The following is a 25,204-nucleotide window of genomic DNA, read 5'->3' as shown; positions in this document are numbered from 1 at the left end:
GAATCGGCGCGCGCAAACGTTCAAATCGATAAAAAGACGGATGCCGATGCCGCGCCGCCGATCGGGTCCTTCAGGAAGCGACGGCCACCGTCGCGATGCCGAGCGCGGTCATCACGAGCGACGCGCCAACGTGAATCGCGATCTCCCCGAGCGCCCAGCCGAGCCGCCCTTGCTGCAGATGCGCGACCACTTCGGCCGAGAACGTGGAAAACGTGGACAGGCCGCCCATCAATCCGGTGATGATGAACAGGCGCCATTCCACCGAAATATCGGGAAAGCGCGCGAAAAAAGCGACCGCTACGCCGATGATGTAGCCCGCAATGACGTTCGCCGCAAAGGTGCCGAGCGGCAGATTCGGAAAAATCGCATTCAGGCGCAAGCCGAGGACCCATCTGAGCAACGAACCCAGCCCGCCGCCGAGCCCCACGGCGATGATCGACAGATACATGAAATGTGTTAAATCAGTTCGAAGAAAACTGCGTTATGCCCCGCGGGCGAGCCGCTCGATCAGCGCGCCACGGCTCGTCTCGACGATCCAGCCGCCCTTGTGCCGCACATGCGCCGCCCATGTGCCGTCGCGCCGCTCTTCCCAGCAACCGGCATCGTGACCGTCGATGAAGAGCGAGCCGCGCACGACAAGTTGCGGATCGGCGGGATCGAGGACTTCGTCGTCGTTATGTTCAAGCTTCACGGTATGCATGAGCGTCGTCTGCAAGCAAGTCGAAACCATGAGCGGTCTCGCGAAAGACGCCATTCTAACGATACTCGAAGCGCCTGGTTCAACCACTCACCGTATCATGAAAGACATTGCCGAAAGGCAATTGAGTATCCGCACGACATGCTCCATCGAAGGCGCATCGAAAGCGAGCGTCACGGCATCGATGCGTTCGAGCGTCGGCCATTGGCAGAAGAGATCGGCGAATGCGCTCGTTTGCGCGCGCAACTCGCAGCGGTGTTCCGTGATCGCCGGACGGCGGGCATGTCCGGAAGACGTTTCGATCGTTTCGCGCGCGGCGAGCCGGATCGCCTCGCACGCTGCGGCGGGCGTTTCGGTGACACCGCTCGAATAGCCGTGCGCCGTCTTCACGCAGAGAAAGCGCGCGCCTGGGAATGCGGGCAGCGTTTCGGCGCCGAACACGTCGTCGCCGGTCAGCAGCGCGACGCGTGCGCCGCGTTCCTCGGCAAGCCGCCCATAGAGTCCGGCCTCGCCCACTTCCTCGCCGTCGAGCATGACGCGCGCAAAGGCCGCGCTGTTGATCGTATGCGCGAGAATGCCGCGGCTTTGCGCGCGCGCGTGATAGCCAATCATGAACACGATTTCCGGCGATGCTTCCAGTCCCGCCATCATGCCGAGCGTGCGCGGCTTGCCGAGCACGAGCCGCGCGCGTTGATCGATGAGATCGGGCATCAGATTGCGAAAGCCGCCATGCGAATCGTTGATCCAGACTTGCGTCGCGCCGCCATCGAATGCACCTTGCGCGGCCGCATCGGCTTCGCGCGACATCCAGCGGCGCGCCTGTTCGTATTCCGTGTTGCCGGCGCGCGTCTGCTCCGGATGAAACACGCCCGCGATGCCTTCGATATCCACCGAGATCAGCACTTTCATGGTCGTGTTCTCAATGCGTCCTTGAGTGAGATGCGCCGATGACCGTTGCGCCCGGCGACCGTTTCCGCGCTGTAAAGCGCATCGAGGATCGCCTGTTCGGTGGCATCGGCGGCGGCTTGAAACAGCGGATCGAGACGCGCGTCGTTGATGAGCGGCGGCATCGCGATGAAGTCTGCATCGTGCGGCACGGTGTACGCGGTCGTGAAGGCGAGCGAGATGTCGCCGCTGCCGTGTCCGAAGACCGATCCGGTGCGTGCGAGACCGGCGGCGGCGCGCATCGCGAGACGGCGCAGCTGACGTGCATCGAGCGGCGCATCGGTGGCGATCAACATGATGATCGATCCTTGCTCGGGCTTCTCATCGACGCTCGATTGGAGTTTGCGACCGAGCGCTTCGCCTTCGACAATCAATTGCTGCAGCTTGCCGAAATTGGCGAGCACGAGCGCGCCCGTCGTATAAGCGTCGCCGCCGATATGCACCACACGCGAAGCCGAACCCATGCCGCCCTTCAGTTCGAAGCACGACATGCCCCGCCCGGCGCCGACCGCGCCGCGCTCGAACTCGACACTGCACGCATCGAGTGCGCTCGTGTAGTGCGCTTCGTGAATCGCGAGCGCCTGCATGTCGTTGAGATAGCCATCGTTGCATTCGAACACGAGCGGATTCACGCTCGGGTCTTCGCGTCCGATGCGCGGATTCGCAGCAATGGCCGCGCGAATCTGCGCATTGGCGAGCGTGCCGACGCCGAACGTGTTGGTCAGCGCGATCGGCGTTTCGATCACGCCAAGCTCGTCGATCTGAACGAGCCCGACGCTCTTGCCGAACCCGTTGATGACGCACGCCGCAGCGGGCACCTTGTCGCGATACACGTCGCCGTCATGCGGACGAATCACCGTGACGCCGGTCTGCACCGCGCCTTGCGCAAGCGTGCAATGACCGACCGTCACACCCGCGACATCCGCGATCGTGCCGCGCGGCCCCGCGACGAGCGAGCCGATGTGCATCATGGCCGGTCGAGCTTCGGATCGAGCGCGTCGCGCAGGCCGTCGCCGAGCAGATTGAACGCGAGCACCGTGAAGAAGATCGCGAGACTCGGGAAGATGGCGACATGCGGCGCCATCGCCATGTCGGCGCGCGCTTCGTTGAGCATCGCGCCCCACTCGGGCGTCGGCGGCTGCGCGCCGAGTCCGAGAAACGACAGGCTCGCGGCCGTGATGATCGACGTGCCGATCCGCATCGTGAAGTACACGACCACCGATGAAATCGTGCCGGGCAGAATGTGCCGCGCGAGTATCGTCCAGTCCGAGGCGCCGATGCTCTTGGCCGCCTCGATATACGTGAGATGCTTCAGCGCGAGCGTATTGCCGCGCACGAGCCGCGCGAACGCGGGAATGCTGAAGATCGCGACCGCGCACACGACATTCACCATGCCGTTACCGAGAATCGCGACGACGCCGATCGCGAGCAGAATGCCGGGAAACGCGAAGAGCACGTCCGCGATACGCATCACGATGCGGTCCCACCATCCTTCGTAGTAGCCCGCGAGCAAGCCGAAGAACGTGCCGATCACCGCGCCGAGCACGACCGAGAGCAATCCCGCCGTCAACGATATGCGGCTGCCGACGAGTATGCGGCTCAGAATGTCGCGGCCCAGAGCATCGACGCCGAACCAGTGCGCAGCCGAAGGACCGGCGTTGAGGGCGTCGTAGTCGAAGTAGTTTTCCGGGTCATACGGCGCGATGTACGGCGCGATGATCGCGATCACGATCAGCAGCAGCACGAACACGGCCGCGATCATCGCGATGTGTTGCCGCCTGAACTTGCGCCAGAACTCGGTCCACGGCGTGCGGATCTCTTGCGGCGCGGTTGCCGCGCTTTCGGCTGTCACGCTCATCGCGTCCTCACTTGAAGCGAATGGTCGGATTGATGATCGCGTACAGCACGTCCACGATCAGATTGATCACGATGAACTCCAGCGAGAACAGCAGCACCTCTGCCTGAATCACGGGATAGTCGCGCATCTCGACGGCATCGACCAGCAGGCGGCCAAGGCCCGGCCAGTTGAACACCTTCTCGACGACGATCGAGCCGCCGAGCAGAAAGCCGAATTGCAGGCCCATCATCGTGACGACGGGAATCATCGCGTTGCGCAGGCAGTGCTTCACGATGACCATCGGCTCATGCACGCCCTTGGCGCGCGCGGTACGCACGAAGTCCTCGCCGAGCACTTCAACGAACGACGCGCGCGTGAAGCGCGCCATGACGGCGGCCACCGCCGCGCCCAGCGTGATCGATGGCAGCACGTAGCCTTTCCACGTTCCGTCATCGACGATGGGCAGCCAGCCGAGCTTCACCGAGAAGATTTCCATCAGCAGCATGCCGAGCGCGAAGGCCGGAAACGAGATGCCCGACACCGCGAGCGTCATGCCCAGTCGATCGGGCCAGCGATTGCGCCACACCGCCGACACGATGCCGATGGTCATGCCGAAGATCACGGCCCATACCATGCTCGCGAGCGTGAGCCACAAGGTCGGCATGAAGCGCTCGGCAATTTCCGTCGACACAGGCCGCTTGCTGCGCGTGGACATGCCGAAATCGAAATGCACGACCTTGCCGAAGAAGCTCGCGAGCTGTTGCGGCAGCGGCTTGTCGAGGCCGAGATCGGCGCGCACGAGCGCGACCGTGGCTTCGTCGGCTTCCGCGCCTGCTGCGAGACGCGCGGGATCGCCCGGCAGCATGTGCACGAAGAAGAACACCAGCACTGCGACGATGAAGAGTGTCGGCAGCAATCCGAACAGGCGTTTGGCGATGAAGTTGAGCATCGTGTTCGTCAGATAAGGCCGGGCGATGAAGCCCGGCCGTCGTCCATCACTTGATTGCGATTTCGTCGAAGTTGAACGAGCCGTCCGGCATCACGTATGCGCCCGACAGACGCTTGCTGCGCGCATACACGACCTTTTCCGTGACGAGGAAGATCCACGGTGCATCGGCCCAGATGCGTTTTTGCGCATCGGCGTAGAGCTTCGCTTTCTCGTTGCGATCGGTCGTCGCGAGCGCTTTTTGCAGATCGTCATCGACTTGATCGTTCTTGTAGTACGCCGTGTTGAAGAGCTTCGGCGGGAACGAGCCGCCGCTCAGGAGCGGCGAGATCGCCCAGTCCGCTTCGCCCGTCGACGACGACCAGCCGATGTAGAGCATGCGTACCGGCGCGGTCTTCGGATCGGGCGCGCTCTCGATGCGCTGCACGCGCTGCCCCGCTTCGAGCGCTTCGACCGATGCCTTCACGCCCACTTGCGCGAGTTGCTGCTGCACGAACTGGATGATCTTCTGCGCGGTCGTGTGGTTATAGCCGGACCACAACACGGTTTCGAAGCCGTTCGGATAACCGGCTTCCTTCAACAGCTCGCGCGCCTTCGCGGGATCGTATTTCCACGGTCCGAGCTTCGGCGTCGCGTAGTCGACGCCCGGCGGCACGACGCCTTCGGACGGCACGGCATAACCCGCGAACGCGACCTTGACGAGCGCTTCCTTGTTGATCGCGTAGTTCATCGCCTCGCGCACCTTCGGATTGTCGAAGGGCTTCTGCAGCGTATTCATGCTGACGTAGCGCTGAATGATCGAAGGCGCCGCGATCAGATCGACCTTCGGACTCGACTTGAGCGTCGCGGCCTGCTCGAACGGAATCGAGAACGCGAAGTCCGCTTCGCCCGTTTGCATGAGCGCGGCGCGCGTGTTGTTATCGACCACGGGCTTCCAGTCGATCATGTCGATCTTCGGCAATCCCTTGCGCCAGTAGCCCGCGAACTTCTTCACTTTCAGGTCGTCGGTCTGCTTCCATTCGACGAACTCGAACGGCCCCGTGCCGACCGGATGGAACGCGATGTCCTTGCCGTATTTCTGCAGCGCGGTCGGCGAGATCATCACCGCCGACGGGTGCGCGAGCACGTTGATGAACGCCGAGAACGGAATCTTCAGCGTGATCTTCACCGTGTACGGATCGACCACTTCGGTCTTCTCGATCTTGTTGAAGAGGTTGTAGCGCTTCAGCTTGTTGTCCGGATTCGTCACGCGGTCGAAGACGGCCTTCACCGCATCGGCGTTGAAGTCGGTGCCGTCCTGGAACTTCACGTCCTTGCGCAGATGGATCGTGTACACCTTCGCGTCGGGGCTCGCCTCGTAGCTCGTCGCGAGCACGTTGCGAATCTTCATGTCCTTGTCGAAACCGAACAAGCCTTCGTAGAACGACTTCGCCACGGCTTGCGAGAGCGTGTCGTTGGCGTCGTACGGATCCATCGTCGTGAAGGTCGAGGCGACGGCCATCACGGCGGTGCTTTGCGCGTGCGCAGCGACCGGCGCGAGAACGGTCAATGTGGCGAACGCGCTTGCTGCGAGCATCGCCCGCAATTTGAAGGACGGCATCGTTGGACTCCTTGTTGAAGTGCTTTTCGAGGTGCTCTTCGAATTGCTTTTAGTAAGCGCCGCCAACGTGATGCTCGGCGACAAAGTGATCAGGTCCGACAGCAACCAGTTTTGCGACGATCGGCTCATCGCCGAGCTTGCGGATCGCGCTTGGAATCTCGTCGGCGGCGAGCATGCGCTTCGCGTGCCGACGCGACGGATCGGCGACCGGCACCGCGCTCATCAGCTTGCGCGTGTACGGATGACGCGGCGCTTCGAACACCGCCGCGCGCGGCCCGATCTCGACGATCTGCCCGAGATACATCACCGCCACGCGATGACTCACGCGCTCCACGACCGCCATGTCGTGCGAAATGAAGAGATACGCGACGCCCAGTTCGCGCTGCAAATCCAGCATCAGATTGACGATCTGCGCGCGCACGGAGACATCGAGCGCGGACACGGATTCATCGGCGATCACGACTTTCGGGTTCAACGCGAGCGCGCGCGCAATCGCGATGCGCTGCCTCTGACCGCCCGAGAATTCATGCGGATAACGTTGCGCGGCTTCGGGCGGCAAGCCCACTTTGTCGAGCAGCCAGTCGACCCGCGCCTGTGCTTCTCTTCCGCTCGCGACGCCATGCACGAGCAGCGGTTCCATCACCGAAAAGCCCACGGTCAGACGCGGATTGAGCGACGCGAACGGGTCCTGAAAAATGAACTGGATATTGCGCCTGAGCGCCTGCAACGCGTGACCTTCGAGCTTGCTGATATCGCGTCCATCGAATTCGATGGACCCGCTCTGGCTCTCGACGAGCCTGAGCAGCGAACGTCCCGTCGTCGATTTGCCGCAACCCGATTCGCCGACGAGCGCAAGCGTTTCGCCAGGCCGCAAGTCGAAGCTCACGCGTTCGACCGCGTGCACTGCCGCCGTCGTTCGGCCAAAGAGGCCGCTCTTCACCGGAAAGCGCGTGACCAGATCGCGCACGCGCAGTATCGGTTCAATGGCTTCATCGACGGCGGGTTGCTTCTCCCTCTCGACCGCTTCCGACGGACGCAACGCGCTCGCATCGTCGGGCGCGATGTCGGCGGACTCGACTTCGAGGATCGGGAATTTAGCGGGACGATCGGTGCCGCGCATCGCGCCGAGCGTCGGCACGGCGGCGAGCAGCGCTTTCGTGTACGGATGCTTCGGCGCATGAAACAGCGCGTCCGATGGCGCCTCTTCCACCTTCTCGCCGCGATACATGACGAGCACGCGATCGGCCACTTCCGCGACCACGCCCATGTCGTGCGTGATGAAGATCACGCCCATGTTCATCTCGTGCTGCAAGCCGCGCACGAGTTGCAGGATCTGCGCCTGAATCGTCACGTCGAGCGCGGTCGTCGGCTCATCGGCGATCAAGAGCGCGGGCTTGCACGAGAGCGCCATCGCGATCATCACGCGCTGGCGCATGCCGCCCGACAACTGATGCGGATAGCGCGCGAACACGCGCCTCGCCTCGGGAATCCGCACGAGATCGAGCAGACGCAATGCCTCGGCGCGCGCATCGGAACGGCTCTTGCCTTGATGCAACGCGATCGCTTCCGCGATCTGGTCGCCGACCGTGAACACGGGATTGAGCGATGTCATCGGCTCCTGGAAGATCATCGCGATGTCCGCGCCGCGCACGCCGCGCATCGTCGCCGACGATGCTTTCGCGAGATCGAGCACTTGCCCGTTGCGCCGGCGAAACGCGATGCTGCCCGACACGATCTGTCCGCCGCCATGCTCGACGAGACGCATGAGCGCGAGCGACGTGACCGACTTGCCCGAGCCCGATTCGCCGACGATCGCAAGCGTCTCGCCGCGGTCGACGCTAAACGAGATGTTGCGCACCGCTTCGATGGTGCGCGAGCGCGAGCGAAAATTCACGGACAGGCCGTGTACGTCGATGACGCACGCTTCGGGCAGCGTCATCATCGATAGATCGCCGTGACGGGCGCTTCGCCCACGCGCGCGAATCCGCGATACATGCCTTGCGTGTTGAACGGCAACACGACGTTGCCTTTCGCATCGACGGCGACGAGTCCGCCGCGTCCTTCGATGCGCGGCAGCTTGTTCATCACGACATCGTTCGATGCTTCTTCCAGCGACACGCCGCGATATTCCATCTGCGCCGACACGTCATACGCCGCGAGCATGCGGATGAACATCTCGCCCGTGCCCGTGGTCGAAACCGCGCACGTCGCGTCGTTCGCATAGCAGCCCGCGCCGATCAGGGGCGCATCGCCGACGCGACCCGCCTGCTTGTTCGTGATGCCGCCCGTCGACGTCGCCGCCGCGAGATGACCGTTCGAATCGAGCGCGACCGCGCCGACCGTGCCGAACTTCTTGTCGGGATCGATAGGATCGTCCGGGCCGTTATCGAAGGCGAATTTCGTCATCGCATCGTGATCGAGCATGGTGCCGGACGTGCCACGCGCCTTCTGCCATTGCTTAAAGCGCGCTTCCGTGTAGAAGTACGACGGATCGACGAATTCGAGACCCTGCGACTGCGCGAAGGCTTCCGCGCCGGCGCCCGTAAACATGACGTGATCGCTCGCGTCGAGCACGCGGCGCGCGGCGAGCACCGGGTTCTTCACGCGCGTCACGCAACTGATCGCGCCCGCTTCGAGCGTCGCGCCGTCCATCACGGAGGCGTCGAGTTCGTGCGTGCCGGCCGCCGTGAACACCGCGCCGTGCCCCGCGTTGAAGAGCGGACAGTCTTCGAGCAGACGCACGGCTTCGGTGACGGCGTCGAGCGCGCTGCCGCCATCGGCGAGCACGCGCTGAGCCGCGCTGAGAATATCGGTGAGCGCGGCGAGATAGCGCCCTTCCGTTTCGGCGTTTATCGCGCTGCGCAGGAGCGTGCCCGCGCCGCCGTGAATCGCAATGACTGGTGTGACCTTCATGAGTCGCGCGGTTCCCTGTGAGTGTGTCGTTTCGCGGTCGTGCGGCGCGTCGTATGAGCGGCGTGCGCATCTTTGGCGAGCGCCGGGGCGACGAGCCACGGCAACACGAATTCGGTCAATCCCGATGCCGCCTCCACCGAACGCTTCGCCCGATGCGCGACCGCATCGCACAGCGCTTCGATGACGGCGAGCACGGCGGTATCGCAATTCGCCGCGAGCCTGCGTTCGGCGCGGATCGCGAGCACGAGATCGGCGACCTGCGCGAGCGGCGACGCGGCGCTGTCCGTCAACGCGACCACGCGCAACCCGTGATCGCGCGCGAGCCGCGCAAGCGTGATGGTGTCGTCGACATAGCGCGGGAACGCGATCGCGACGAGCACATCGCCGCGCGAAGCCGTGAAAAGCCTGCGCGCCGCGTGCGACGGCCCGCCCATCAGCGCGAGCGATTGCACGTTCGCGCAATACGGCGTGAGACCGTGCTCCATCAGGCCGGCGAGAAACGCGCTCGCGCCGTAGCCGATCACGAAGACGCGCGGCGCGGCGAGAATCGTATCGACGATCGCTTCGGCCCTCGCGCCATCGACGGATGTTTGAGCAAGACGCAGATTCGCCGCCGCCTGTGCAAGCGATGCATCGAATACTTCGGCACCGCTCGCCGGCGATTCGAGCGCGGTGCGCAAGCGCTCGACCGGCGCGATGGTCGCCTCGAAGCCGCGCACGAGCGCCTCGCGAAACGCGGGATAGCCGGAGAAGCCGAGCGCGCGCGCAAAACGGTTCGCCGTCGCCACCGACGCGCCCACCGCGCCCGCCAGCTCGTCGATACGCATCGTCGCCGAGCGGAACAGATTCGCGAGCACGAACGCCCCCATGCGCCGATGGATCGGCGTGAGCGTCGGCATGGCCGCCGCGATGCGCGCGGAGATCAGATCGTCGGCGCTCGCCGGCGCACGGACCGATAGTGAACGGGACATGAAATGCGCTGCGCCCTCATGGCGATTGAACGCGATGAAAGTATATTTACTCGAAAATGCGGCCAAAAAAAATTCATTTTCATCGAACTCGGGTTTTCGATAAGGGGCGCCACGGCCCGCAACTCGGCCGCATCCGATGCCTCGAACGCGCACGATCATGCACAATACGGAGCGCGTCGCGATGCAAGATCGCGCGTCTTCAGTCCTCCACGATCCCTATGAATTTCGATTTCCTGCCCGATCCGCTGCCGCATCTGCTCGCCATTCATCCGTGGGCGCAAACGGTCGCGGGTCTCGTCGCGCTCGCAATGATCGCGCTCTTCGTGCAATGGGTCGTGGCCCGCATCGTGCTCCATGTCGCGCATCGCCTGCTCGTGCTCGCGGGGCATCAGAAGTGGGACCGCGCGTTCATCAAGCATCGCGCTTATCACCGGCTCTGGTATGCGGTGCCGTTCGCGACGGTCGCGCTCGGCATCGACGAAGTGCCGCGCATCGGTCACTGGGCGACGATCATCGGCCGCGTCGCGCACGGCGGCGCGTGGATCTGCATGTTCTTCGCCGCGGGCAGCGCCCTGTCCGCGTGGCAGGACGTTTATGCGGAAAGCAAGGAAGCGCAGACACGCTCGATCAAAGGCTACATCCAGATCGGCAAGCTCGGACTCGCGCTCGTATGCGGCGTGCTCGTCCTGTCGATACTGATCGACCGTTCGCCGCTCTGGATGCTCTCCGGTCTCGGCGCGCTCTCGGCCGTGCTGCTGCTCGTGTTCAAGGACACCTTGCTGTCGCTCGTCGCGAGCACGCAACTGACGTCGAACGACATGCTGCGCATCGGCGACTGGATCGAAATGCCGCAAGCCGCCGCCGATGGCTTCGTGAAGGACATCGCGCTGCACACCGTCAAGGTGCAGAACTGGGACAACACCGTGACCACGGTGCCGACCTACAAGCTCTTTTCGGAGAGCTATCGCAACTATCGGCACATGTTCGAATCGGGCGGGCGGCGCATCAAGCGGACGATGCGTATCGACGCGCAATGCGTGCGCTTTCTCACCGAGGAAGAGACTGCGCGCCTGAAACGCTTTCGCCTGCTGCACGATTATCTGGAACAGAAGCAGACCGAGGTGGAGCAAACCAACCGCACTCTCGGCGAACTCGCGAACGAGCCCGCGAACCGGCGGCGGCTCACGAACATCGGCACGTTCCGCGCGTACGGGCTTGCGTTTTTGCAGCGCCATCCGGAGATTCGCCAGGACATGGCGATCATGGTGCGAATGATGGAGCCGCAATCGGACGGCATCCCTGTCGAGGTTTATTGCTTCACCGCGACGACCGCGTGGACGCAATACGAGCGCATTCAGGGCGACGTCTTCGATCATCTGCTCTCGATCCTTCCCGAGATGGGCCTGCGGCTTTATCAGGCGCCGTCGGGCAGCGACTTCTCGGGCGTCGCGGGCCGCCTGCGCGGCGAAATGCCGATGCTGTGACGCGCGCAGGATTCGCCGTCGAAAAGAATCAGGCAAGAATCCGCCATTTTTGTGTATTCACGTTGACGCTTCCCGTCCGTACGATTCAACCATCGCCGATGCGCCTTTTTTCCGCGGTTTCGTAGCCGCGGTGAAGTCGTTTTTTCTCGCGCATCGCCATTCAATCGTCATAAAAGGAAAACTCAACGTGATCGATCGCGTCCATGCCATGCGTGTCTTTACGCGTGTCGTCGATACGAACAGTTTCACGCGCGCCGCCGAGTCGCTCGGCATGCCGCGCGCGAGTGTTTCGACGACCGTGCAACAACTCGAAGCGCTAGTCGGCGTGCAATTGCTCGCACGCACGACGCGGCGCCTGAATCTCACCGTCGACGGCGCCGCTTATTACGAGCGCTGCGCGCAAATTCTCGCCGATATCGACGAGCTCGAATCCGGTTTCGGCGCGGGCGAAGAGCGCCTGCGCGGACGGCTGCGCGTCGAAATGCCGGATACCGTCGCGACGTCGATCGTCGTGCCCGCGCTGCCGGAGTTCCACGCGCGCTATCCGCAGATCGAACTGTCGATCGGCATCGGCAATCGCAATGTGGATCTCGTCGGCGAAGGCGTCGATTGCAGCGTGCAGCTCGGCGAATTGCCCGATTCCGGATTGATCGCGCGCCGGCTCGGCATGCTCGAACAGGTGACGTGCGCGAGTCCCGCGTATCTGGAGAAGCACGGCACGCCGGAAACGCTCGACGAGCTCGCGCAGCACGTCGCGGTGAACTGTCTTGCGGAGAAAAGCGGGCGCCCGGCCGATTTCGATTTCGCTGTCGACGGCGAAGCCGTCACGATGAAGATGCGCGGTTTCGTTCAGGTCGCGGACGAGCACGCGTACCTCGCGTGCGGCGTCGAAGGGCTCGGGCTCATTCAGCCGCTGCGGATCGCGGCGCAGCCTTATCTGCGCTCGGGACAGTTGCGCGAAGTGCTGCCGCAATGGAAATCGCCGCCGCTCAAGGTGTCGGTGGCGTTCCTGAAGAGCCGTCAGGCGACGCCGCGCGTATCCGCGTTCGTCGACTGGCTCGCGACGCTCTTCGAGCGTTCGCAACAGATCGACGATACGTTGACGAGCCTGTATCGCTCGGCGCAGCGGCGCGGTTCCTCGCGGCGGGACCGGCCGGAGGAAGAAACCGCCGACGCGTGATCTTCGCGTCGCGCTATCGCACGGGCGTGGCTGCGTTCGCGCCCACGACCGTGTTCCACTTGCGCACTTCCCAACGCTCCACCAGCCCGTTCGTCACGTAAGGATCGTTCTTCGCGAAATCTTCGGCGGCGGCGGGCGATTCGCTGTGAAACAGCAGCATCGCGCGATCGGTGGGTGCATCGAGCGCCCCGGCGAGCACGATTTCGCCCCGTTCGACCGCCGCCCACGCGAGCGCCAGATGTTCATCGCGAAACTGCGCGCGGCGCTCCAGATAGTCAGACCGAAGTTCGTAAATCAACAGATAGTGCATCGCCATCTCCTTTGGTGCGAACAGTGCCGGATTTATCAAGCTAGTTTGTCCTATTTCCGAAAATAAAACCAAGAGTTCAATCGGAAGGCTCTGATCGCCTTGCGATCCCGTATCGAAGATCATGTGCGGATACTTGTAAAGGACTCTGCCATGAACCGCGATCAACCTCCCTGCAATATGTGCGCGAAGCACGATTGCCGCTCGTGCGCGTGGACGTCGCCGCTCGACGCTTCGTATCGCACGCTCATCCAGTCTCATTCCATGCTGTCGCTCGTCGCGCTTTCCGTGAAAAGCGCGGAAACCGCGCCCGCCGAACCGTCGTGGCTTGGCATCGCCTGCAAGCGGATTCTCAAATTTTTCTCGCAAATGAGCCCGCTTGCACGCTAAAAAAAGCGTAAGGCAAGTCGCATCGAAGCACCGTTTTTGTAAAGAAGTTTGCACGATTCTTTTTAGGATAACTGTGCATATAGAATCCGCTGCGCTTCTGCGCTTGCGTTAAGCGCTCATGTAGAAAGGAAATTCAGTCGATGAGCATCAATCTGGTCCAGGCGGTCAACGCCGCGATCTCGGAAAACATCGCGGAGCAGTTGTCGCAGCAGTTCGGCATACCTGGGCAAATGGTCCGGCAACTCGCGGCGCGCATCGCGCCCGGACTCGTCGCCTCGCTCATGGACCGGGCGACGCTCGTGCCCGGCTCGCAGTCGGTCTACGCCGTCATCATGCAGCCGGAGACCAACGCCTACATCGCGGAACAGTTCTCAAAGCTGATCGCCACCACCGGCGGGCTCAAGCAGCTCGAAACCACCGGGCACTCGCTTGCCGCGCTCGCGACGGGCCAGCGTGTCGATGCCCTGACCGACGCCGTCTCGGCAGAAACCGGCGTTCCGACGCAAGCGACGTCGGCGCTCGCGGGCATCGTGGCGGCCGTGCTGTTCGGCGTCATGAAACGCCACTTCCTGCTTGCACAGTGGGGACTGCCGCAGGTGCCCAAGCTTCTGCGCGATCAGGTCGGCGAGATCAATTCGTCGATGTCGAACGCGGTCGCGACGGCCATCGGCGTTGGCAACACCGAAGGCTTCACCAGTTGCATCACGCCGCGCCTCGATACCGTCGCATCGAGCCTCGAACCGCGCATCGACGGCGACGTCGCGGTAGCGCTTGCGCCCGAACCCGTCGTGAAAGCCGTCACGCAAAGCGCCCCGGCGCCCAAGCCCGCGCCGTCCTTGCCCCCCTCGCCGCCGCCGATGCGCGCACCGGTTCGCAAGCCGGCGGAGAAGCGTTCGAACAAGTGGATCTGGCTGCTTTTCGCTGTGTTGGCCGTCATCCTCGCGCTCGTCTATTACCGTGGCTTCACGCATGGCGAAAGCGTCGATCTGAGCGCCGCGCCAGCCACGCAGCCGGTCGCCGATGCGTCGACGCAGGCTTCCTCCGCGACGCCATCGGTCTCGCCGGTCAGCGATGAAACGCCGGCCGTGTCATCCATCGATGCGTCGGCCAACACGGCGGCGGCACCGCAATCGGCCTCGGCAATGAAAGCCGCGCCGGCTTCATGGAAAGACGCGCAGTTGCTGTTCAGCGTCAACTCGGCGGGCATCCCGGCGATCGAGGCGACGGTCGGCACCGAAGCAGAGAAGAAGCATCTCATCGACGCATTGAGGGCTCGCTTCGGCAAAGCCTACACGGCCGATGTTTCCGTCGTTGCCGAAACACGCCCGGCAGCCTGGCTTTCGCGTCTGAGCGACTTCTTCCCGCTTATGGCCGTGCCCGGCGCGGAAGCCAAGATCACCGGCTCGAAGGTGGAACTGAGCGGCGCGGCCGCAAACGCGAAGCTCGGCTGGGTCGATAGGATGAGAAGCTCGCTCGGCGGCATGTTCCAGGTCGCGGCGTTCGACGTGGACGGCGCGGTCGCCACGGCGACACGATCCTTTCGCAGCGCGCTAAAGAGCCTGCTCGCCACGGACACGCCTTGCTCCGGCGACAAGCTGACGCGCGTGCTCGACCTTCAGGTTGTTAATTTCGAGCGTTCGAGTGCGCAGGTGCCGGAAAGCGCCTACGCCACGCTCGGCGAGACGGCGCAACTGCTCAAGAACTGCGCGGCCAAGGGTTCGATGGTGAATCTCGAAATCGCGGGTTATTCGGATGCCCAGGGCGGAGCGGCGGCCAAGCTGGAAGTGTCAAAGGAACGCGCTCAGGCGGTCCGAGGCTTCCTCGTGCGTAACGGCGTGCCGCCGCAATCGCTCACGGCAGCAGGCTACGGCGACGCCAATCCGATCGCCGACAACGATACTGCCAGCGGACGTTTCGCGAATCGCCGAATCGAGTTCGTCGTCAGAAAGGGCTGAGCGCCGCTTCGACTCGCAAGATTTCTTCAAACGCCGTCGCACGAAAGCGCGACGGCGTTTCTATTTGTGCCCGCGCCATGCGCGCTCTGCAGCCGATTCAGTTCGGCTTGGCGAAATCGTTCTCGGCCCAGCGTTCGGCGCTCGCCTTGCTGAGCTTGAACGCCGGCGACACACGCGCGAACGCGAGCTGCGCGCCGTACGCATCGAAGGCTTTGAGATTGGCGTAGGGATCGTCTTCATCCGGAACGATCTCCAGCGTGACGGTGATGTCCTCACCCCGCACGTCGATGGTGACGTTCTTGTTCAACATCGCATGACGTTGCTGTTCATGGCGACGCAAGACTTCCGACGCCGTCTTGACGAGCGTGCGGAACGCGCCTGCATCGAGCGGCTTCGGATTTTTCTTGTCGCGGCCCATTGTCCACGGGCCGACGAGCGCGGGTTCCGCCTCGCCCGCCTGAATCATCTCGACGGCCCAGCCGTCGTCGTCCTCGTTCTTGATGACGCGCGCGGTCCAGCCGTCGTCGCGCCAGAGGCGGTCTTCGTGGATGGCTTCGTCGGTGGAGGGGAATTCGGAATCGGTCATATCGTAGCAACGCATGCAGAGAGGCAATGCGACGAATTTTACCTTGGGGCGGGACGCGGCATCGTTCGTGCTCCACGGGTTAGCCGAACGGCCAGTGTCATACCCAAACGCATTGCGCCGTGCTACTTTGGATGTACCGGATCGTCCGGAATCCTTCCGCAAACGCAATCAAAACGCCGTAAAACTTAGTCAAGGAGCGACCGCATGCTTGCATTTATCGGTACTTTGATCGTCGGACTCGTCGTCGGTCTCATCGCACGCGCACTGAAGCCGGGCGACGACAGCATGGGCTGGATCATGACCATCGTCCTCGGCATCGCCGGATCGCTGATCGCGGGGTACGTCGGCCGGGCGCTCGGCTGGTATCAGCCGGGACAACCGGCGGGTTGGATCGCCTCGGTGATCGGCGCAATCATCCTGCTCGTCGTCTGGGGAATGATCCGCAAGCGCACGTAACGCCGCGCCTCATCGTTTCTTTTCTTGGTGAAACGCCTCGTTCCGGTTCGGACGAGGCGTTTATTTCATCGGGCGATGCGCTCGATATCGACCTCCGCACCGCCCCGCACGACGCGGTTCGGGAGCGCGCCGCCGAGCCAGTACGAAAGCTCGGCCGGCCTGCCGATGCGCCAGGCGACGAAATCGGCGGTCTTGCCCGCTTCGAGCGATCCGTGCGTCGCGTGCAAGCCGAGCGCCTTTGCCGCATGCAAGGTCACGCCGGCGAGCGCTTCTTCGGGCGTCAGGCGAAAGAGCGTGCAGGCCATGTTGAGCATCATGCGCAGCGAAAGCGCGGGCGACGTTCCCGGATTCAGATCGCTCGCGAGCGCGATCGGCACACGATGCCGCCGCAGTGCGTCGATGGGCGGCAACTGCGTTTCACGCAACATGTAAAACGCGCCCGGCAAAAGCACGGCGACGGTGCCGGATTGCGCCATCGCGATGGCGTCGTCCTCGGTCATGTATTCGAGATGATCCGCCGACAACGCCCGATACCGCGCCGCCAGCGACGATCCATGCAAGGACGACAACTGCTCGGCGTGCGCTTTGACTGGCACGCCGAGATCGCGCGCGCATCGGAACACGCGCTCGACTTGCTCCGTGGAGAACGCGATGTGCTCGCAAAACGCATCGACGGCATCGACCAGGCCTTCTTCGACGAGCGCTGGCAGCATCTCATCGCAGATATGGGCGATATAGTCATCCGCGCGATTCGCGTACTCGGGTGGCAACGCGTGCGCGGCGAGGCAGGTCGCGCGCACGGTCAGCGGCAGCGCTTCGCCGAGACGACGCGCGACGGCGAGCATCTTCCGCTCGTTCGCGAGATCGAGCCCGTAGCCCGACTTCACTTCGAGCGTGGTCACGCCTTCGCGCAGCAGGCCGAGCGCGCGCGTTTTCGCCGCTTTGAACAGCGCGTCTTCGCTGGCTTCGCGCGTCGCGCGCACCGTACTCGCGATGCCGCCGCCGCGCGCCGCGAGCTCCGCGTAGCTCACGCCTTCGAGCCGCTCCTCGAATTCGCCGCTGCGATCGCCGCCGAAAACCAGATGCGTGTGACAGTCGATCAGACCCGGCGTCACCCACGCGCCATCGAGTTCGACACGTTCGCATTCGCCGATATCCGGCGCGGCCGCGCGCGGTCCGATCCACTCGATGCGCGCGCCATCGGTCAGGATCGCCGCGTCGTCGATGACCGAATACTTGCCGCCGGCCATCGTCGCGGCGTGGCAGTGTTGCCAGAGCTTTTTCATCGCTTGTCGATCATCGGCAGATCGAGGCCTTGATCGCGCGCGCATTCGATCGCGATGTCGTAACCGGCATCGGCATGGCGCATGACGCCCGTCGCCGGATCGTTGCGCAGCACGCGCGCGATGCGTGCATCGGCTTCACGACTCCCGTCGCAGACGATCACGACGCCCGCGTGCTGCGAAAAGCCCATGCCGACGCCGCCGCCGTGGTGGATCGACACCCACGTCGCGCCGCTCGCCGTGTTCAGCAGCGCGTTGAGCAGCGGCCAGTCGGACACGGCGTCCGAGCCGTCCTGCATCGCTTCGGTTTCGCGATTCGGGCTCGCGACGGAGCCGGAATCGAGATGGTCGCGGCCGATCACGACCGGCGCCGACAATTCGCCGTTGCGCACCATCTCGTTGAACGCCAGGCCGAGCTTCGCGCGCAGCCCGAGGCCGACCCAGCAGATGCGCGCCGGCAAGCCCTGAAAACTGATCCGCTCACGCGCCATGTCGAGCCAGCGATGCAGATGCGCGTCATCGGCGATGATCTCCTTCACCTTCGCATCGGTCTTGTAGATGTCCTCGGGATTGCCCGAGAGCGCGGCCCAGCGGAACGGCCCGACGCCGCGGCAGAAGAGCGGCCGGATATACGCCGGCACGAAGCCCGGGAAGTCGAACGCGTTCTCGACGCCCTCTTCCTTGGCCATCTGGCGGATGTTGTTGCCGTAGTCGAAGGTCGGCACGCCCTGTTCGCGGAACGCGAGCATCGCGCGGACGTGCTCCGCCATCGATTGCTTCGCGGCCCTCACGGTCGCCGCCGGATCGCTTTGCGCGCGATCGCGATATTGCGCCCACGTCCAGCCTTTCGGCAGATAGCCATTGAGCGGATCGTGCGCGCTGGTCTGATCGGTGACCAAGTCCGGCCGAACGCCGCGACGCACGAGTTCGGGCAGCACGTCCGCCGCGTTCGCGCACAGTGCGATGGAGATCGCGCGGCCTTCGGACGTGTAGCGCCGGATGCGCGCGAGGGCGTCGTCGAGATCGGTCGCCTGTTCGTCGACGTAACGCGTCTTCAGACGGAAATCGATGCGGCTCTGCTGACATTCGATGTTCAGCGAACACGCGAGCGCGAGCGTCGCCGCGAGCGGCTGCGCGCCGCCCATGCCGCCGAGACCGGCGGTAAGCACCCAGCGGCCTTTGAGATCGCCGCCGTAATGCTGTCGCCCGGCCTCGACGAAGGTTTCATACGTGCCCTGCACGATGCCCTGACTGCCGATATAGATCCAGCTTCCAGCGGTCATCTGGCCGTACATCGCGAGACCTTTCGCGTCGAGCTCGTTGAAGTGCTCCCAGTTCGCCCAGTGCGGCACGAGGTTCGAATTCGCGATCAGCACGCGCGGCGCGTTTTCGTGCGTCTTGAACACGCCGACTGGCTTGCCCGACTGGACGAGCAGCGTCTCGTCCGCTTCCAGACGCTTCAGCGTTTCGACGATCTTGTCGTAGCACGCCCAGTCGCGCGCCGCCCGGCCGATGCCGCCGTACACGACCAGTTCCTTCGGATTCTCGGCCACTTCGGGATCGAGATTGTTCATCAACATGCGCAGCGGCGCTTCGGTCAGCCAGCTCTTTGCGCTGAGTTGCGTGCCGCGCGGCGCGCGGATCTCGGTGTCGCGAAAACGGGAAGTCGAAGTCACGGATTGCTCCTGCGCATCAAGAAGTGAGTGTGGACAGACGCGAACGACAACCCGCGTCGAGTTCACTTCATCTTCTTGTATATACAACTTACGTTGTATTAGGGGAATCCCGAGGCTTCCCATTCGAGCGATGTCGCTCCTTGTCTAGACAATCTTCACGGCAGGGGAAGCCCGCTGTCGCGTTTGACTTCACGCAGCGAGAGCATCGATTCCACGGCGGTGACGCCAGGCAAAGTCCGCAGCACGTCGCGCATGAAGATGCCGTATTCGTCGAGATCGCGCGCGATGATCTGAAGCAGATAATCCGCCGTCCCTGAAATGTTGTGGCACGACACGATGCGGGCAATGCCCTGAATTTCGCGCTCGAAGCGATCCGAGAGCGCGCGGTCGTGCACGCTGAAGCGCACCTGCGCGAACGCGACGACGCCCAGTTCCAGCGCCTTGCGCGACAGCACGGCGCGATAGCCGTCGATGAATCCCTCGCTTTCGAGACGCCTGAGACGGCGCGCGCACGGCGTTTCGCTCAGGCCGACGCGCTCGGCCAATTTCGCGACGGGCATGCGGCCGTCGTGTTGGAGCGCAGCAAGCATCGCGCGATCGATGCGGTCGATTTCGGTCATCATGCTATCCCCTTTAAACTCTTCTAATTTTAGAGGAAAGCTGCAACGCGACTCGCAAAGTCGCCTCAAAATACCATAAATCGCTCTTTCCGAAGTGGCACGATAAAGCCTTCTGAACAGGAGCGCATCATGGTTTCGGCACACTTGCTTTGGGTTTTCATCGGCGCGCTCGCGGTCGTCTACGCGCTGCCCGGACCGGACATGGCGCTCGTGCTGCAGACGAGCGGCACGCGCGGATTCCGCCACGGACTCGCCGTCGCCGCCGGTCTCGCCACGGCACGCGCGACGCACGTCACGCTGTCGGCGCTCGGCGTTGCAGCGCTTTTGCGCAGCGCGCCGTGGCTTTACGACGGCGTGCGTATCGCGGGTGGCCTATATCTCTCGTACGTGGCGATCCAGATCTTCCGCTCGCCCGCTTTCGGACTCGAAGCCGCATCCGGACACACTGCATCCACGCTGCGCTCTGCCTACGCGAAAGGCATTCTGAGCAGCATCCTCAATCCGAAGGCGCTGCTGTTCTGCTCCGTGCTGCTGCCGCAATTCGTGCGGCCGGAGACGGGGCCGGTCTGGTCGCAAGTGGTGGAATTGGGCGTCGTGCTGGTCGTTGTCGGCGTCGCGTTCGACCTGACGCTCGCGGCGGGCGCGGTGCGTATTTCCGGCTGGCTGCGCCGTCATCCGAAAGCGCAGACGGTGCAGCGCTGGACGTTCTCCGCGGCGCTGCTCGCATTCGCGGCGCGCCTTTCGCTCGAATGATTCAGACGTCGAGCGGCTTAAGAAAGAGCTCGTGCTTCGGCGCGAAGTGCGCGTAAAGCGGCAGGATCGCGCCGCCCATCGCGCGGGCGTCGGGGCCGATCTGCCCTTCGACGAGACGCGGCCGCGTCATGCCTTGCCAGTCGAAGTTGCCGAGCGCCGCATCGGTGCGGCCAATGACTTCGCGCAGCAGATTCCGGTCGATTTCACCGTCGATCACCACGGCTTCGAGATCGAGCAATGCAGCCGACGACGCGATGCCCGTCGCGATCGCGGGACACGTCTCGCGCATCCACGCTTCCGACAGCGCGCGCCACTCCGGCGACCACGCGCGCTCATCGTGCGCCGCGGCGGCCGGCGCGCCCGCCGCGGCGAGCGCCTTTTCCAGCACGTACACCGACGCCGTGTTGAGCAACTGCCCGGCGCGCTTGCCTTTGCCTCCGCCGACGAGCGGCAGCGATCCGATCGCGCCCGCATTCCCGCCCGGTCCCGCGTGCAATCGGCCATCGATGACAAGCCCGCCGCCGATGAACGTCCCGATGAACACATACAGGAAATCGCGCAGCCCGCGCCCCTGGCCCATCACGAGTTCGGCGGCGCACGCGGCGGTCGTGTCCTTCGCGAATTCGACCGGCAGCGCGGTCATCGCTTCGATGCGCGCGCGGATGTCGATGTCGTCCCACGCCGCGAGCGCGTCGGGCGGCGTGTCGAAGAAATCGCGCCAGCCGCCGATCCACAACGGCGCCGCGACACCGATGCCCGCGATCTTGCGCGCGTCGTCGCCGAGCGCGGCGGTGACGCGCGCGAGCCGCTCTTCCAGCGCGGGAAACAGCGTATGCGGATCCGGATACGGATACTCCAGCGTTTCGCGCGTGCGCACGTTGCCGGCGAAGTCCATCGACAGCACGTCGAGGCTGCGCCGCCCCACTTTCACGCCGATGGAAAACGCGCCGTCCGCGCGCAGCGAAATCGGCACCGACGGTTGCCCGATGCGCCCGCGCACGCGCGAACGCGGCTCTTTAGCGAGCAGGCCGTCTTCGATCAGATGATCGACGATCAGCGAAACCGTCTGCATCGACAGGCGCGTCATGCGCGCGACATCGGCCTTCGGCAGCGCGCCATGCAGGCGGATTGCCTGCAAGACGATGCGCTCGTTGAACTGGCGCATGCCCAGTTGATTCGAGCCGATGGAGTGCATTGAAGCTTTGTGCGCGGGCCGCTCAGACATCGGCGCGTGCCTCGTGGCGCGAGCGTGCGCGCCCTGAGCGATTCATGTGTTTGTCCCCGCTGGATTAATTCGAGTCCTTTTATTTAAACATCCGCGCCGAATTTTTTCCGGATTTTTAGTCGGTTATGTTCGGGAGAGCGTCATCGCCGATCAACCTCGTCTTATCGAAAACATGAGCACCCTGGAAGCCCTTCACGCGATCGTCAACGACGAAAACGCGCCGCAAATCATTCGCGATCACATCGTCGATTCTTTGCAGTTCGCGCTGCGCAACCATCCCGGCTATTTCACGCGCAAGGAGATTCAATGGCTCGCGCAATGGGAAGACACGCGCATTCCCATCGCGGCGGCGAAGATTTTGAACGAGATGAAGACGGCTTGACGCGCGCCGCTCAGTGCGTGCCCGAGGCGCGCGCGTGCCATTCGTAGTCGAAGACGGTCGCCTGCACCGGCTCCGACAGGCTTTCGACGAAACCGATGACTTCCGGATCCTTGACGAAGCTCGCAGCCGAGCTCGCCGCGAGAATCGCCGAGCTGTCCTGCGGCCGCGCGACGAGGAAACCCTGCACATAGTCCACGCCGATCTCCTGCAGCGCGCGCAAGGTATCGATGTCCTCGACCCACTCCGCGACGCTGCGCATGCCGAGATTGCGCGCCAGCGCGACGATCGCCTCGACGATGGCGATATCGGCCGGATGCGCGCACATCGAGCGCACGAATTCGCCGTCGATCTTGAGCGCATCGGCGGATAGCGCCTTCAGATATTTGAACGACGTGTAGCCGGCGCCGAAGTCGTCGAGCGCGATCTTGCCGCCCATGTCGTGCACGCGCGCGATGAAACGCTGCGTGTTCTCCAGATCGTGCAGCGCGACGCTTTCCGTGATTTCGAGGCACAGGTAATGCACGATCGACTGATGCCGCGCGAAGAGCGCGAAGATATCCTCCATGAACTGTTCGTCGTTCAGCGAACCGCCTGAAAGATTCACGCAAATGAACTGCGTGTTGCCGAGCTGATGCCGATGCGCTTCGATCCAGTCCAGCAGCGTCGAGATGACCCAGCGATCGATCGCCGCAATGTTGCCCGATTCCTCCGCCGCGACGATCACCTTGCCTGCAGGCAGCGTTGCGCCATCGGGCGCGCGCATGCGCAGCAGCACTTCGAAGTTGAGCGATTCGGTCGGCTTGGTGAGCGACATGATCGGCTGCATCACGAGGAAAAGTCCCGGCGGCAGGCGATTGCGCCCGAGCGTCTCGACGAGCTTCAGTTCCTCCGCGCGCTCCTCGAACGCCGCCGCGCCCTTGCGGTACGTGACGAGATGCGTGTGCGCGACCTTTTTCGCTTCCCGGCACGCGCGATCCGCGTGTGAAAGCGCGTCCTGCACGCGCACGCCCTGCGAGCATTCGACGAGACCGATCGACGCCTTCACCTGAAACGCGCGATTGCCGACCTGATACGGCGCATCCGACAAAATGGAGATGAGTTCGCGGCATTGCGCGATGGCGTCTTCGATCGACGTGTCGTGCATCACGCAGACGAACTCGTCGCCGCCGATGCGTCCGACCGGATAACTGCGCGCGAAGTGCGCGCGCGTGCGGGCCGCGACCTGGCGCAGCACTTCGTCGCCGCTGCGATGGCCGAAGAGATCGTTGACGAGCTTGAAGCGGTCGAGATCGACATAGGCCAGTGCCCACGGCAGCGTCTCTTCGCTTTGCGCGGCAATCGCCTTCTCGACGCCGCGCCGGTTGAGCGAGCCCGTCAGCGAATCGTGCTCGGCGAGAAAGCGCAGGCGCTCGACGGCCTTCGACCGTTCGGTCGTGTCCTGCAGCGAGCCTTCGATCCAGCCGTTCGAGCGGATTGCCTTCAACAGATAGCGGCGCTCGGCGGTGCCGCGTTCGGGCGAGCCGCCCATTTCGAGTTCGCCGTCGCTGCCCTTCGACGCGAGCGCCTGCAGCGCGCCCCACGCGCCGGCTTCGAAGTAGTCGTTCCAGTGCCGCACCTTGTAGTCGGCCTTTTGCAGATCGAGCATCGCGCGCAACGCCGGATTGGCGCGCACGAAGTGACCGTCGGAATCGAGCGTGAAGAGGCCGATCGGCGTGACTTCGTAGGTGTTGCGCAGTTCCATCTGCGCCTGGCGGCGGAAATCGCGTTCCGCGCGCATCTGCTCGGCGATCGCGAACGCCGCCATCATGCTCGACGACAGCGCGGCCATCACCGTATTGACGCCGCCGACGAGCACCTTCAGCCCGAAGGCCGCGCCGAGCACTTCCGAGAACGTGGAGAAAAGCACGATCGCGAGCGACGCGACATACCACAGCACGGTGCGCGAACGCGCCATCCACACGAGCCGCGCGAGGAAGAACAACAGCACGCAAATGCCGAAACCAGCGATGACCCAGAGCGTCGGAATGAAAAGCTCATACGGCAACGCGATCGCGGCGGCGAGCAGCACAATGCCGACGTACTGAATGACGCGCAGCAGCCAGCGATAACCGACCACGCGCAACTCGCGCCGGAAAAGCTGTTGAAAGAGCGCGGCCGTCAACAGGTAATAGGCCGCGAAGGTGATTTGCCGCAATGGCTGAATGTATTCGGTCGGCAATACGCGGCCGAGCCATTGCATGTCCCAGCCCATCGCATTTGCGCAGAGGCGCAGATTGCCGACGAGCCATACCGCGAAAATCACATAGGTCCATTCGTGATTGATGAGCGCCGTCACGAAGACGAATACCGCGAGCGTCAGCAAACCGCCGGCGATCAATCCGGAGCTTTCCTGAAAATCGAGCGCCGAATTACGGAGGCCTTGCCATTCCCATGTAAATGCGTTGATTTGCGCGGGTCCGGAAAATGTGCCCCGGCAGAGAATGTTTTCCGGTTCTTTCAATCGCCCGACGTGAATCGAGAAACCGGCTTTAACCGCGCGCATCTGGCCGCTGACGGATTCGCGGCTCGCCTCGCCGAGCGGCGCAAGCGTGTCCGCGTTCCAGCAGGCAAGCGTTTGCGCGTGACGCGACGGCAATTCGACGACCGTCGATGAATGCGCGCTCATGCTTGGCGTGGTGAAACTGAACCAGACCGGCTTTTCCGAAAGACGCGTGCTGTAGCGCGATACCGGCGTGACGCCTCGAAGCGCCACGAGCGCGTCGCCGGGATTCATGATCGCGGCTTTATCGGCGACGACGCGCAGTTGGAGCGGAACCGCGCCGCGCGTTTCGTATTGACGCGGAAGGAAATAGAGCGTGGCGATCGTACCGAGCAAAATCAGAAAAGGCACGGCGTAAACGGCGACCGCGTACAGCGCGTCGTCGATCCACGAGCCCGTGCGTCTGAATCTCGATAAGGAAGCTGGAATAACCGACGCCATTCTTGGAAAAACCCCCGT

The 25,204-nt window shown here is 63.6% G+C and carries 24 protein-coding genes; 7 read left to right on the top strand and 17 right to left on the bottom strand.

From position 1 onward, the window contains the following. Positions 1-70 precede the first annotated feature (70 nt). Genes crcB through NCS02_RS15910 form a run of 10 tightly spaced genes read right to left on the bottom strand, consistent with a single transcriptional unit; the run spans position 71 to position 9,909 of the window. A complete protein-coding gene (gene crcB / locus NCS02_RS15955; RefSeq protein ID WP_008353729.1) occupies positions 71-448 on the bottom strand; it encodes a fluoride efflux transporter CrcB in 378 nt (125 codons plus the stop codon). Between the two features lie 33 nt (positions 449-481). Then, entirely contained in the window at positions 482-730 is a 249-nt protein-coding gene (locus tag NCS02_RS15950; RefSeq protein WP_033536342.1) for a hypothetical protein, read from the bottom strand. Positions 731-787: 57 nt separating this feature from the next. After that, positions 788-1,606: a M55 family metallopeptidase gene (locus tag NCS02_RS15945; protein ID WP_250435600.1), complete on the bottom strand. Its 819-nt coding sequence runs from the start codon at positions 1,604-1,606 to the stop codon at positions 788-790. Next, the gene (locus NCS02_RS15940) at positions 1,603-2,613 is read right to left on the bottom strand and encodes a DmpA family aminopeptidase (RefSeq protein ID WP_250502872.1); all 1,011 of its coding nucleotides are present in this window, start codon (positions 2,611-2,613) and stop codon (positions 1,603-1,605) included. The genes NCS02_RS15945 and NCS02_RS15940 overlap by 4 nt, the downstream gene beginning before the upstream one ends. Further along, on the bottom strand, positions 2,610-3,500 hold the full coding sequence (gene gsiD, locus NCS02_RS15935; protein WP_175979156.1) for a glutathione ABC transporter permease GsiD: 891 nt from the start codon (positions 3,498-3,500) through the stop codon (positions 2,610-2,612). The genes NCS02_RS15940 and gsiD overlap by 4 nt, the downstream gene beginning before the upstream one ends. A 7-nt stretch (positions 3,501-3,507) precedes the next feature. Then, complete coding sequence (gene gsiC / locus NCS02_RS15930) at positions 3,508-4,428, bottom strand: glutathione ABC transporter permease GsiC (protein ID WP_250523227.1); 921 nt, start codon at positions 4,426-4,428, stop codon at positions 3,508-3,510. Between the two features lie 46 nt (positions 4,429-4,474). Continuing rightward, positions 4,475-6,025 carry a glutathione ABC transporter substrate-binding protein GsiB gene (gsiB, locus tag NCS02_RS15925; protein ID WP_008353735.1) on the bottom strand — a complete coding sequence of 517 codons (1,551 nt, stop codon included), beginning with the start codon at positions 6,023-6,025 and terminating at the stop codon, positions 4,475-4,477. Positions 6,026-6,074: 49 nt separating this feature from the next. After that, positions 6,075-7,967, bottom strand: a complete 1,893-nt coding sequence (locus tag NCS02_RS15920; protein WP_250502871.1) for a dipeptide ABC transporter ATP-binding protein — start codon at positions 7,965-7,967, stop codon at positions 6,075-6,077. Further along, positions 7,964-8,938 (bottom strand): isoaspartyl peptidase/L-asparaginase family protein, encoded by a 975-nt coding sequence (locus NCS02_RS15915; protein ID WP_250502870.1) that lies wholly within the window; start codon positions 8,936-8,938, stop codon positions 7,964-7,966. Before NCS02_RS15915 ends, NCS02_RS15920 begins: the two co-directional genes overlap by 4 nt. Continuing rightward, positions 8,935-9,909, bottom strand: coding sequence for a MurR/RpiR family transcriptional regulator (locus NCS02_RS15910; RefSeq protein ID WP_250502869.1), 975 nt, complete (start codon positions 9,907-9,909; stop codon positions 8,935-8,937). The genes NCS02_RS15915 and NCS02_RS15910 overlap by 4 nt, the downstream gene beginning before the upstream one ends. Positions 9,910-10,127: 218 nt before the next feature. On the opposite strand from NCS02_RS15910, the gene NCS02_RS15905 reads away from it, so the two are divergent. Together NCS02_RS15905 and NCS02_RS15900 are read left to right on the top strand one after the other, a co-directional pair. Further along, entirely contained in the window at positions 10,128-11,393 is a 1,266-nt protein-coding gene (locus NCS02_RS15905; RefSeq protein WP_250502868.1) for a mechanosensitive ion channel family protein, read from the top strand. 187 nt (positions 11,394-11,580) lie between these two features. Beyond that, positions 11,581-12,573, top strand: a complete 993-nt coding sequence (locus NCS02_RS15900; RefSeq protein ID WP_033536340.1) for a LysR family transcriptional regulator — start codon at positions 11,581-11,583, stop codon at positions 12,571-12,573. 13 nt (positions 12,574-12,586) lie between these two features. On the opposite strand, the gene NCS02_RS15895 is transcribed toward NCS02_RS15900, so the two are convergent. Then, positions 12,587-12,883, bottom strand: a complete 297-nt coding sequence (locus NCS02_RS15895; protein WP_008353742.1) for a YciI-like protein — start codon at positions 12,881-12,883, stop codon at positions 12,587-12,589. A gap of 150 nt (positions 12,884-13,033) precedes the next feature. Between NCS02_RS15895 and NCS02_RS15890 the strand changes: the two genes are divergently transcribed. Further along, complete coding sequence (locus tag NCS02_RS15890; protein WP_008353743.1) at positions 13,034-13,270, top strand: hypothetical protein; 237 nt, start codon at positions 13,034-13,036, stop codon at positions 13,268-13,270. Between the two features lie 140 nt (positions 13,271-13,410). Further along, on the top strand, positions 13,411-15,225 hold the full coding sequence (locus tag NCS02_RS15885) for an OmpA family protein (RefSeq protein WP_250519885.1): 1,815 nt from the start codon (positions 13,411-13,413) through the stop codon (positions 15,223-15,225). A 97-nt stretch (positions 15,226-15,322) separates the two neighbouring features. On the opposite strand, the gene NCS02_RS15880 is transcribed toward NCS02_RS15885, so the two are convergent. Beyond that, complete coding sequence (locus tag NCS02_RS15880; RefSeq protein ID WP_175979152.1) at positions 15,323-15,811, bottom strand: hypothetical protein; 489 nt, start codon at positions 15,809-15,811, stop codon at positions 15,323-15,325. 204 nt (positions 15,812-16,015) lie between these two features. On the opposite strand from NCS02_RS15880, the gene NCS02_RS15875 reads away from it, so the two are divergent. After that, a complete protein-coding gene (locus tag NCS02_RS15875) occupies positions 16,016-16,267 on the top strand; it encodes a GlsB/YeaQ/YmgE family stress response membrane protein (RefSeq protein WP_008353746.1) in 252 nt (83 codons plus the stop codon). A 65-nt stretch (positions 16,268-16,332) separates the two neighbouring features. On the opposite strand, the gene hutI is transcribed toward NCS02_RS15875, so the two are convergent. The 3 genes from hutI to NCS02_RS15860 form a co-directional block, all read right to left on the bottom strand. Beyond that, complete coding sequence (gene hutI, locus NCS02_RS15870) at positions 16,333-17,553, bottom strand: imidazolonepropionase (RefSeq protein WP_250502865.1); 1,221 nt, start codon at positions 17,551-17,553, stop codon at positions 16,333-16,335. Further along, complete coding sequence (gene hutU, locus NCS02_RS15865; RefSeq protein WP_250502864.1) at positions 17,550-19,226, bottom strand: urocanate hydratase; 1,677 nt, start codon at positions 19,224-19,226, stop codon at positions 17,550-17,552. The genes hutI and hutU overlap by 4 nt, the downstream gene beginning before the upstream one ends. Positions 19,227-19,381: 155 nt before the next feature. Further along, positions 19,382-19,846: an Lrp/AsnC family transcriptional regulator gene (locus NCS02_RS15860; RefSeq protein WP_008353751.1), complete on the bottom strand. Its 465-nt coding sequence runs from the start codon at positions 19,844-19,846 to the stop codon at positions 19,382-19,384. A 129-nt stretch (positions 19,847-19,975) separates the two neighbouring features. Here NCS02_RS15860 and NCS02_RS15855 point away from each other — a divergent pair, with 129 nt between their 5' ends. Further along, positions 19,976-20,599 (top strand): LysE family translocator, encoded by a 624-nt coding sequence (locus NCS02_RS15855; RefSeq protein WP_008353752.1) that lies wholly within the window; start codon positions 19,976-19,978, stop codon positions 20,597-20,599. A 1-nt stretch (position 20,600) separates the two neighbouring features. Here the strand turns inward: NCS02_RS15855 and NCS02_RS15850 are convergent, their stop codons facing one another. Beyond that, complete coding sequence (locus tag NCS02_RS15850) at positions 20,601-21,824, bottom strand: ROK family transcriptional regulator (RefSeq protein WP_175979148.1); 1,224 nt, start codon at positions 21,822-21,824, stop codon at positions 20,601-20,603. A 172-nt stretch (positions 21,825-21,996) separates the two neighbouring features. Here NCS02_RS15850 and NCS02_RS15845 point away from each other — a divergent pair, with 172 nt between their 5' ends. After that, positions 21,997-22,206 (top strand): hypothetical protein, encoded by a 210-nt coding sequence (locus NCS02_RS15845; RefSeq protein WP_008353754.1) that lies wholly within the window; start codon positions 21,997-21,999, stop codon positions 22,204-22,206. Positions 22,207-22,216: 10 nt separating this feature from the next. Here the strand turns inward: NCS02_RS15845 and NCS02_RS15840 are convergent, their stop codons facing one another. After that, positions 22,217-25,186 carry a putative bifunctional diguanylate cyclase/phosphodiesterase gene (locus tag NCS02_RS15840; RefSeq protein WP_008353755.1) on the bottom strand — a complete coding sequence of 990 codons (2,970 nt, stop codon included), beginning with the start codon at positions 25,184-25,186 and terminating at the stop codon, positions 22,217-22,219. Positions 25,187-25,204: the final 18 nt, after the last annotated feature.

This window comes from Caballeronia sp. NCF2 (assembly GCF_023631205.1).
GTDB lineage: Bacteria > Pseudomonadota > Gammaproteobacteria > Burkholderiales > Burkholderiaceae > Caballeronia > Caballeronia zhejiangensis.
This window is presented reverse-complemented; position numbering and strand designations above follow the sequence as displayed.

Bases quoted from the DNA above. Each gene is read 5' to 3' on its own strand.
- crcB (WP_008353729.1), bottom strand. From the start codon at position 448: ATGTATCTGTCGATCATCGCCGTGGGGCTCGGCGGCGGGCTGGGTTCG.
- NCS02_RS15950 (WP_033536342.1), bottom strand. From the start codon at position 730: ATGGTTTCGACTTGCTTGCAGACGACGCTCATGCATACCGTGAAGCTT.
- NCS02_RS15945 (WP_250435600.1), bottom strand. From the start codon at position 1,606: ATGAAAGTGCTGATCTCGGTGGATATCGAAGGCATCGCGGGCGTGTTT.
- NCS02_RS15940 (WP_250502872.1), bottom strand. From the start codon at position 2,613: ATGATGCACATCGGCTCGCTCGTCGCGGGGCCGCGCGGCACGATCGCG.
- gsiD (WP_175979156.1), bottom strand. From the start codon at position 3,500: ATGAGCGTGACAGCCGAAAGCGCGGCAACCGCGCCGCAAGAGATCCGC.
- gsiC (WP_250523227.1), bottom strand. From the start codon at position 4,428: ATGCTCAACTTCATCGCCAAACGCCTGTTCGGATTGCTGCCGACACTC.
- gsiB (WP_008353735.1), bottom strand. From the start codon at position 6,025: ATGCCGTCCTTCAAATTGCGGGCGATGCTCGCAGCAAGCGCGTTCGCC.
- NCS02_RS15920 (WP_250502871.1), bottom strand. From the start codon at position 7,967: ATGATGACGCTGCCCGAAGCGTGCGTCATCGACGTACACGGCCTGTCC.
- NCS02_RS15915 (WP_250502870.1), bottom strand. From the start codon at position 8,938: ATGAAGGTCACACCAGTCATTGCGATTCACGGCGGCGCGGGCACGCTC.
- NCS02_RS15910 (WP_250502869.1), bottom strand. From the start codon at position 9,909: ATGTCCCGTTCACTATCGGTCCGTGCGCCGGCGAGCGCCGACGATCTG.
- NCS02_RS15905 (WP_250502868.1), top strand. From the start codon at position 10,128: ATGAATTTCGATTTCCTGCCCGATCCGCTGCCGCATCTGCTCGCCATT.
- NCS02_RS15895 (WP_008353742.1), bottom strand. From the start codon at position 12,883: ATGCACTATCTGTTGATTTACGAACTTCGGTCTGACTATCTGGAGCGC.
- NCS02_RS15890 (WP_008353743.1), top strand. From the start codon at position 13,034: ATGAACCGCGATCAACCTCCCTGCAATATGTGCGCGAAGCACGATTGC.
- NCS02_RS15885 (WP_250519885.1), top strand. From the start codon at position 13,411: ATGAGCATCAATCTGGTCCAGGCGGTCAACGCCGCGATCTCGGAAAAC.
- NCS02_RS15880 (WP_175979152.1), bottom strand. From the start codon at position 15,811: ATGACCGATTCCGAATTCCCCTCCACCGACGAAGCCATCCACGAAGAC.
- NCS02_RS15875 (WP_008353746.1), top strand. From the start codon at position 16,016: ATGCTTGCATTTATCGGTACTTTGATCGTCGGACTCGTCGTCGGTCTC.
- hutI (WP_250502865.1), bottom strand. From the start codon at position 17,553: ATGAAAAAGCTCTGGCAACACTGCCACGCCGCGACGATGGCCGGCGGC.
- NCS02_RS15860 (WP_008353751.1), bottom strand. From the start codon at position 19,846: ATGACCGAAATCGACCGCATCGATCGCGCGATGCTTGCTGCGCTCCAA.
- NCS02_RS15855 (WP_008353752.1), top strand. From the start codon at position 19,976: ATGGTTTCGGCACACTTGCTTTGGGTTTTCATCGGCGCGCTCGCGGTC.
- NCS02_RS15850 (WP_175979148.1), bottom strand. From the start codon at position 21,824: ATGTCTGAGCGGCCCGCGCACAAAGCTTCAATGCACTCCATCGGCTCG.
- NCS02_RS15845 (WP_008353754.1), top strand. From the start codon at position 21,997: ATGAGCACCCTGGAAGCCCTTCACGCGATCGTCAACGACGAAAACGCG.
- NCS02_RS15840 (WP_008353755.1), bottom strand. From the start codon at position 25,186: ATGGCGTCGGTTATTCCAGCTTCCTTATCGAGATTCAGACGCACGGGC.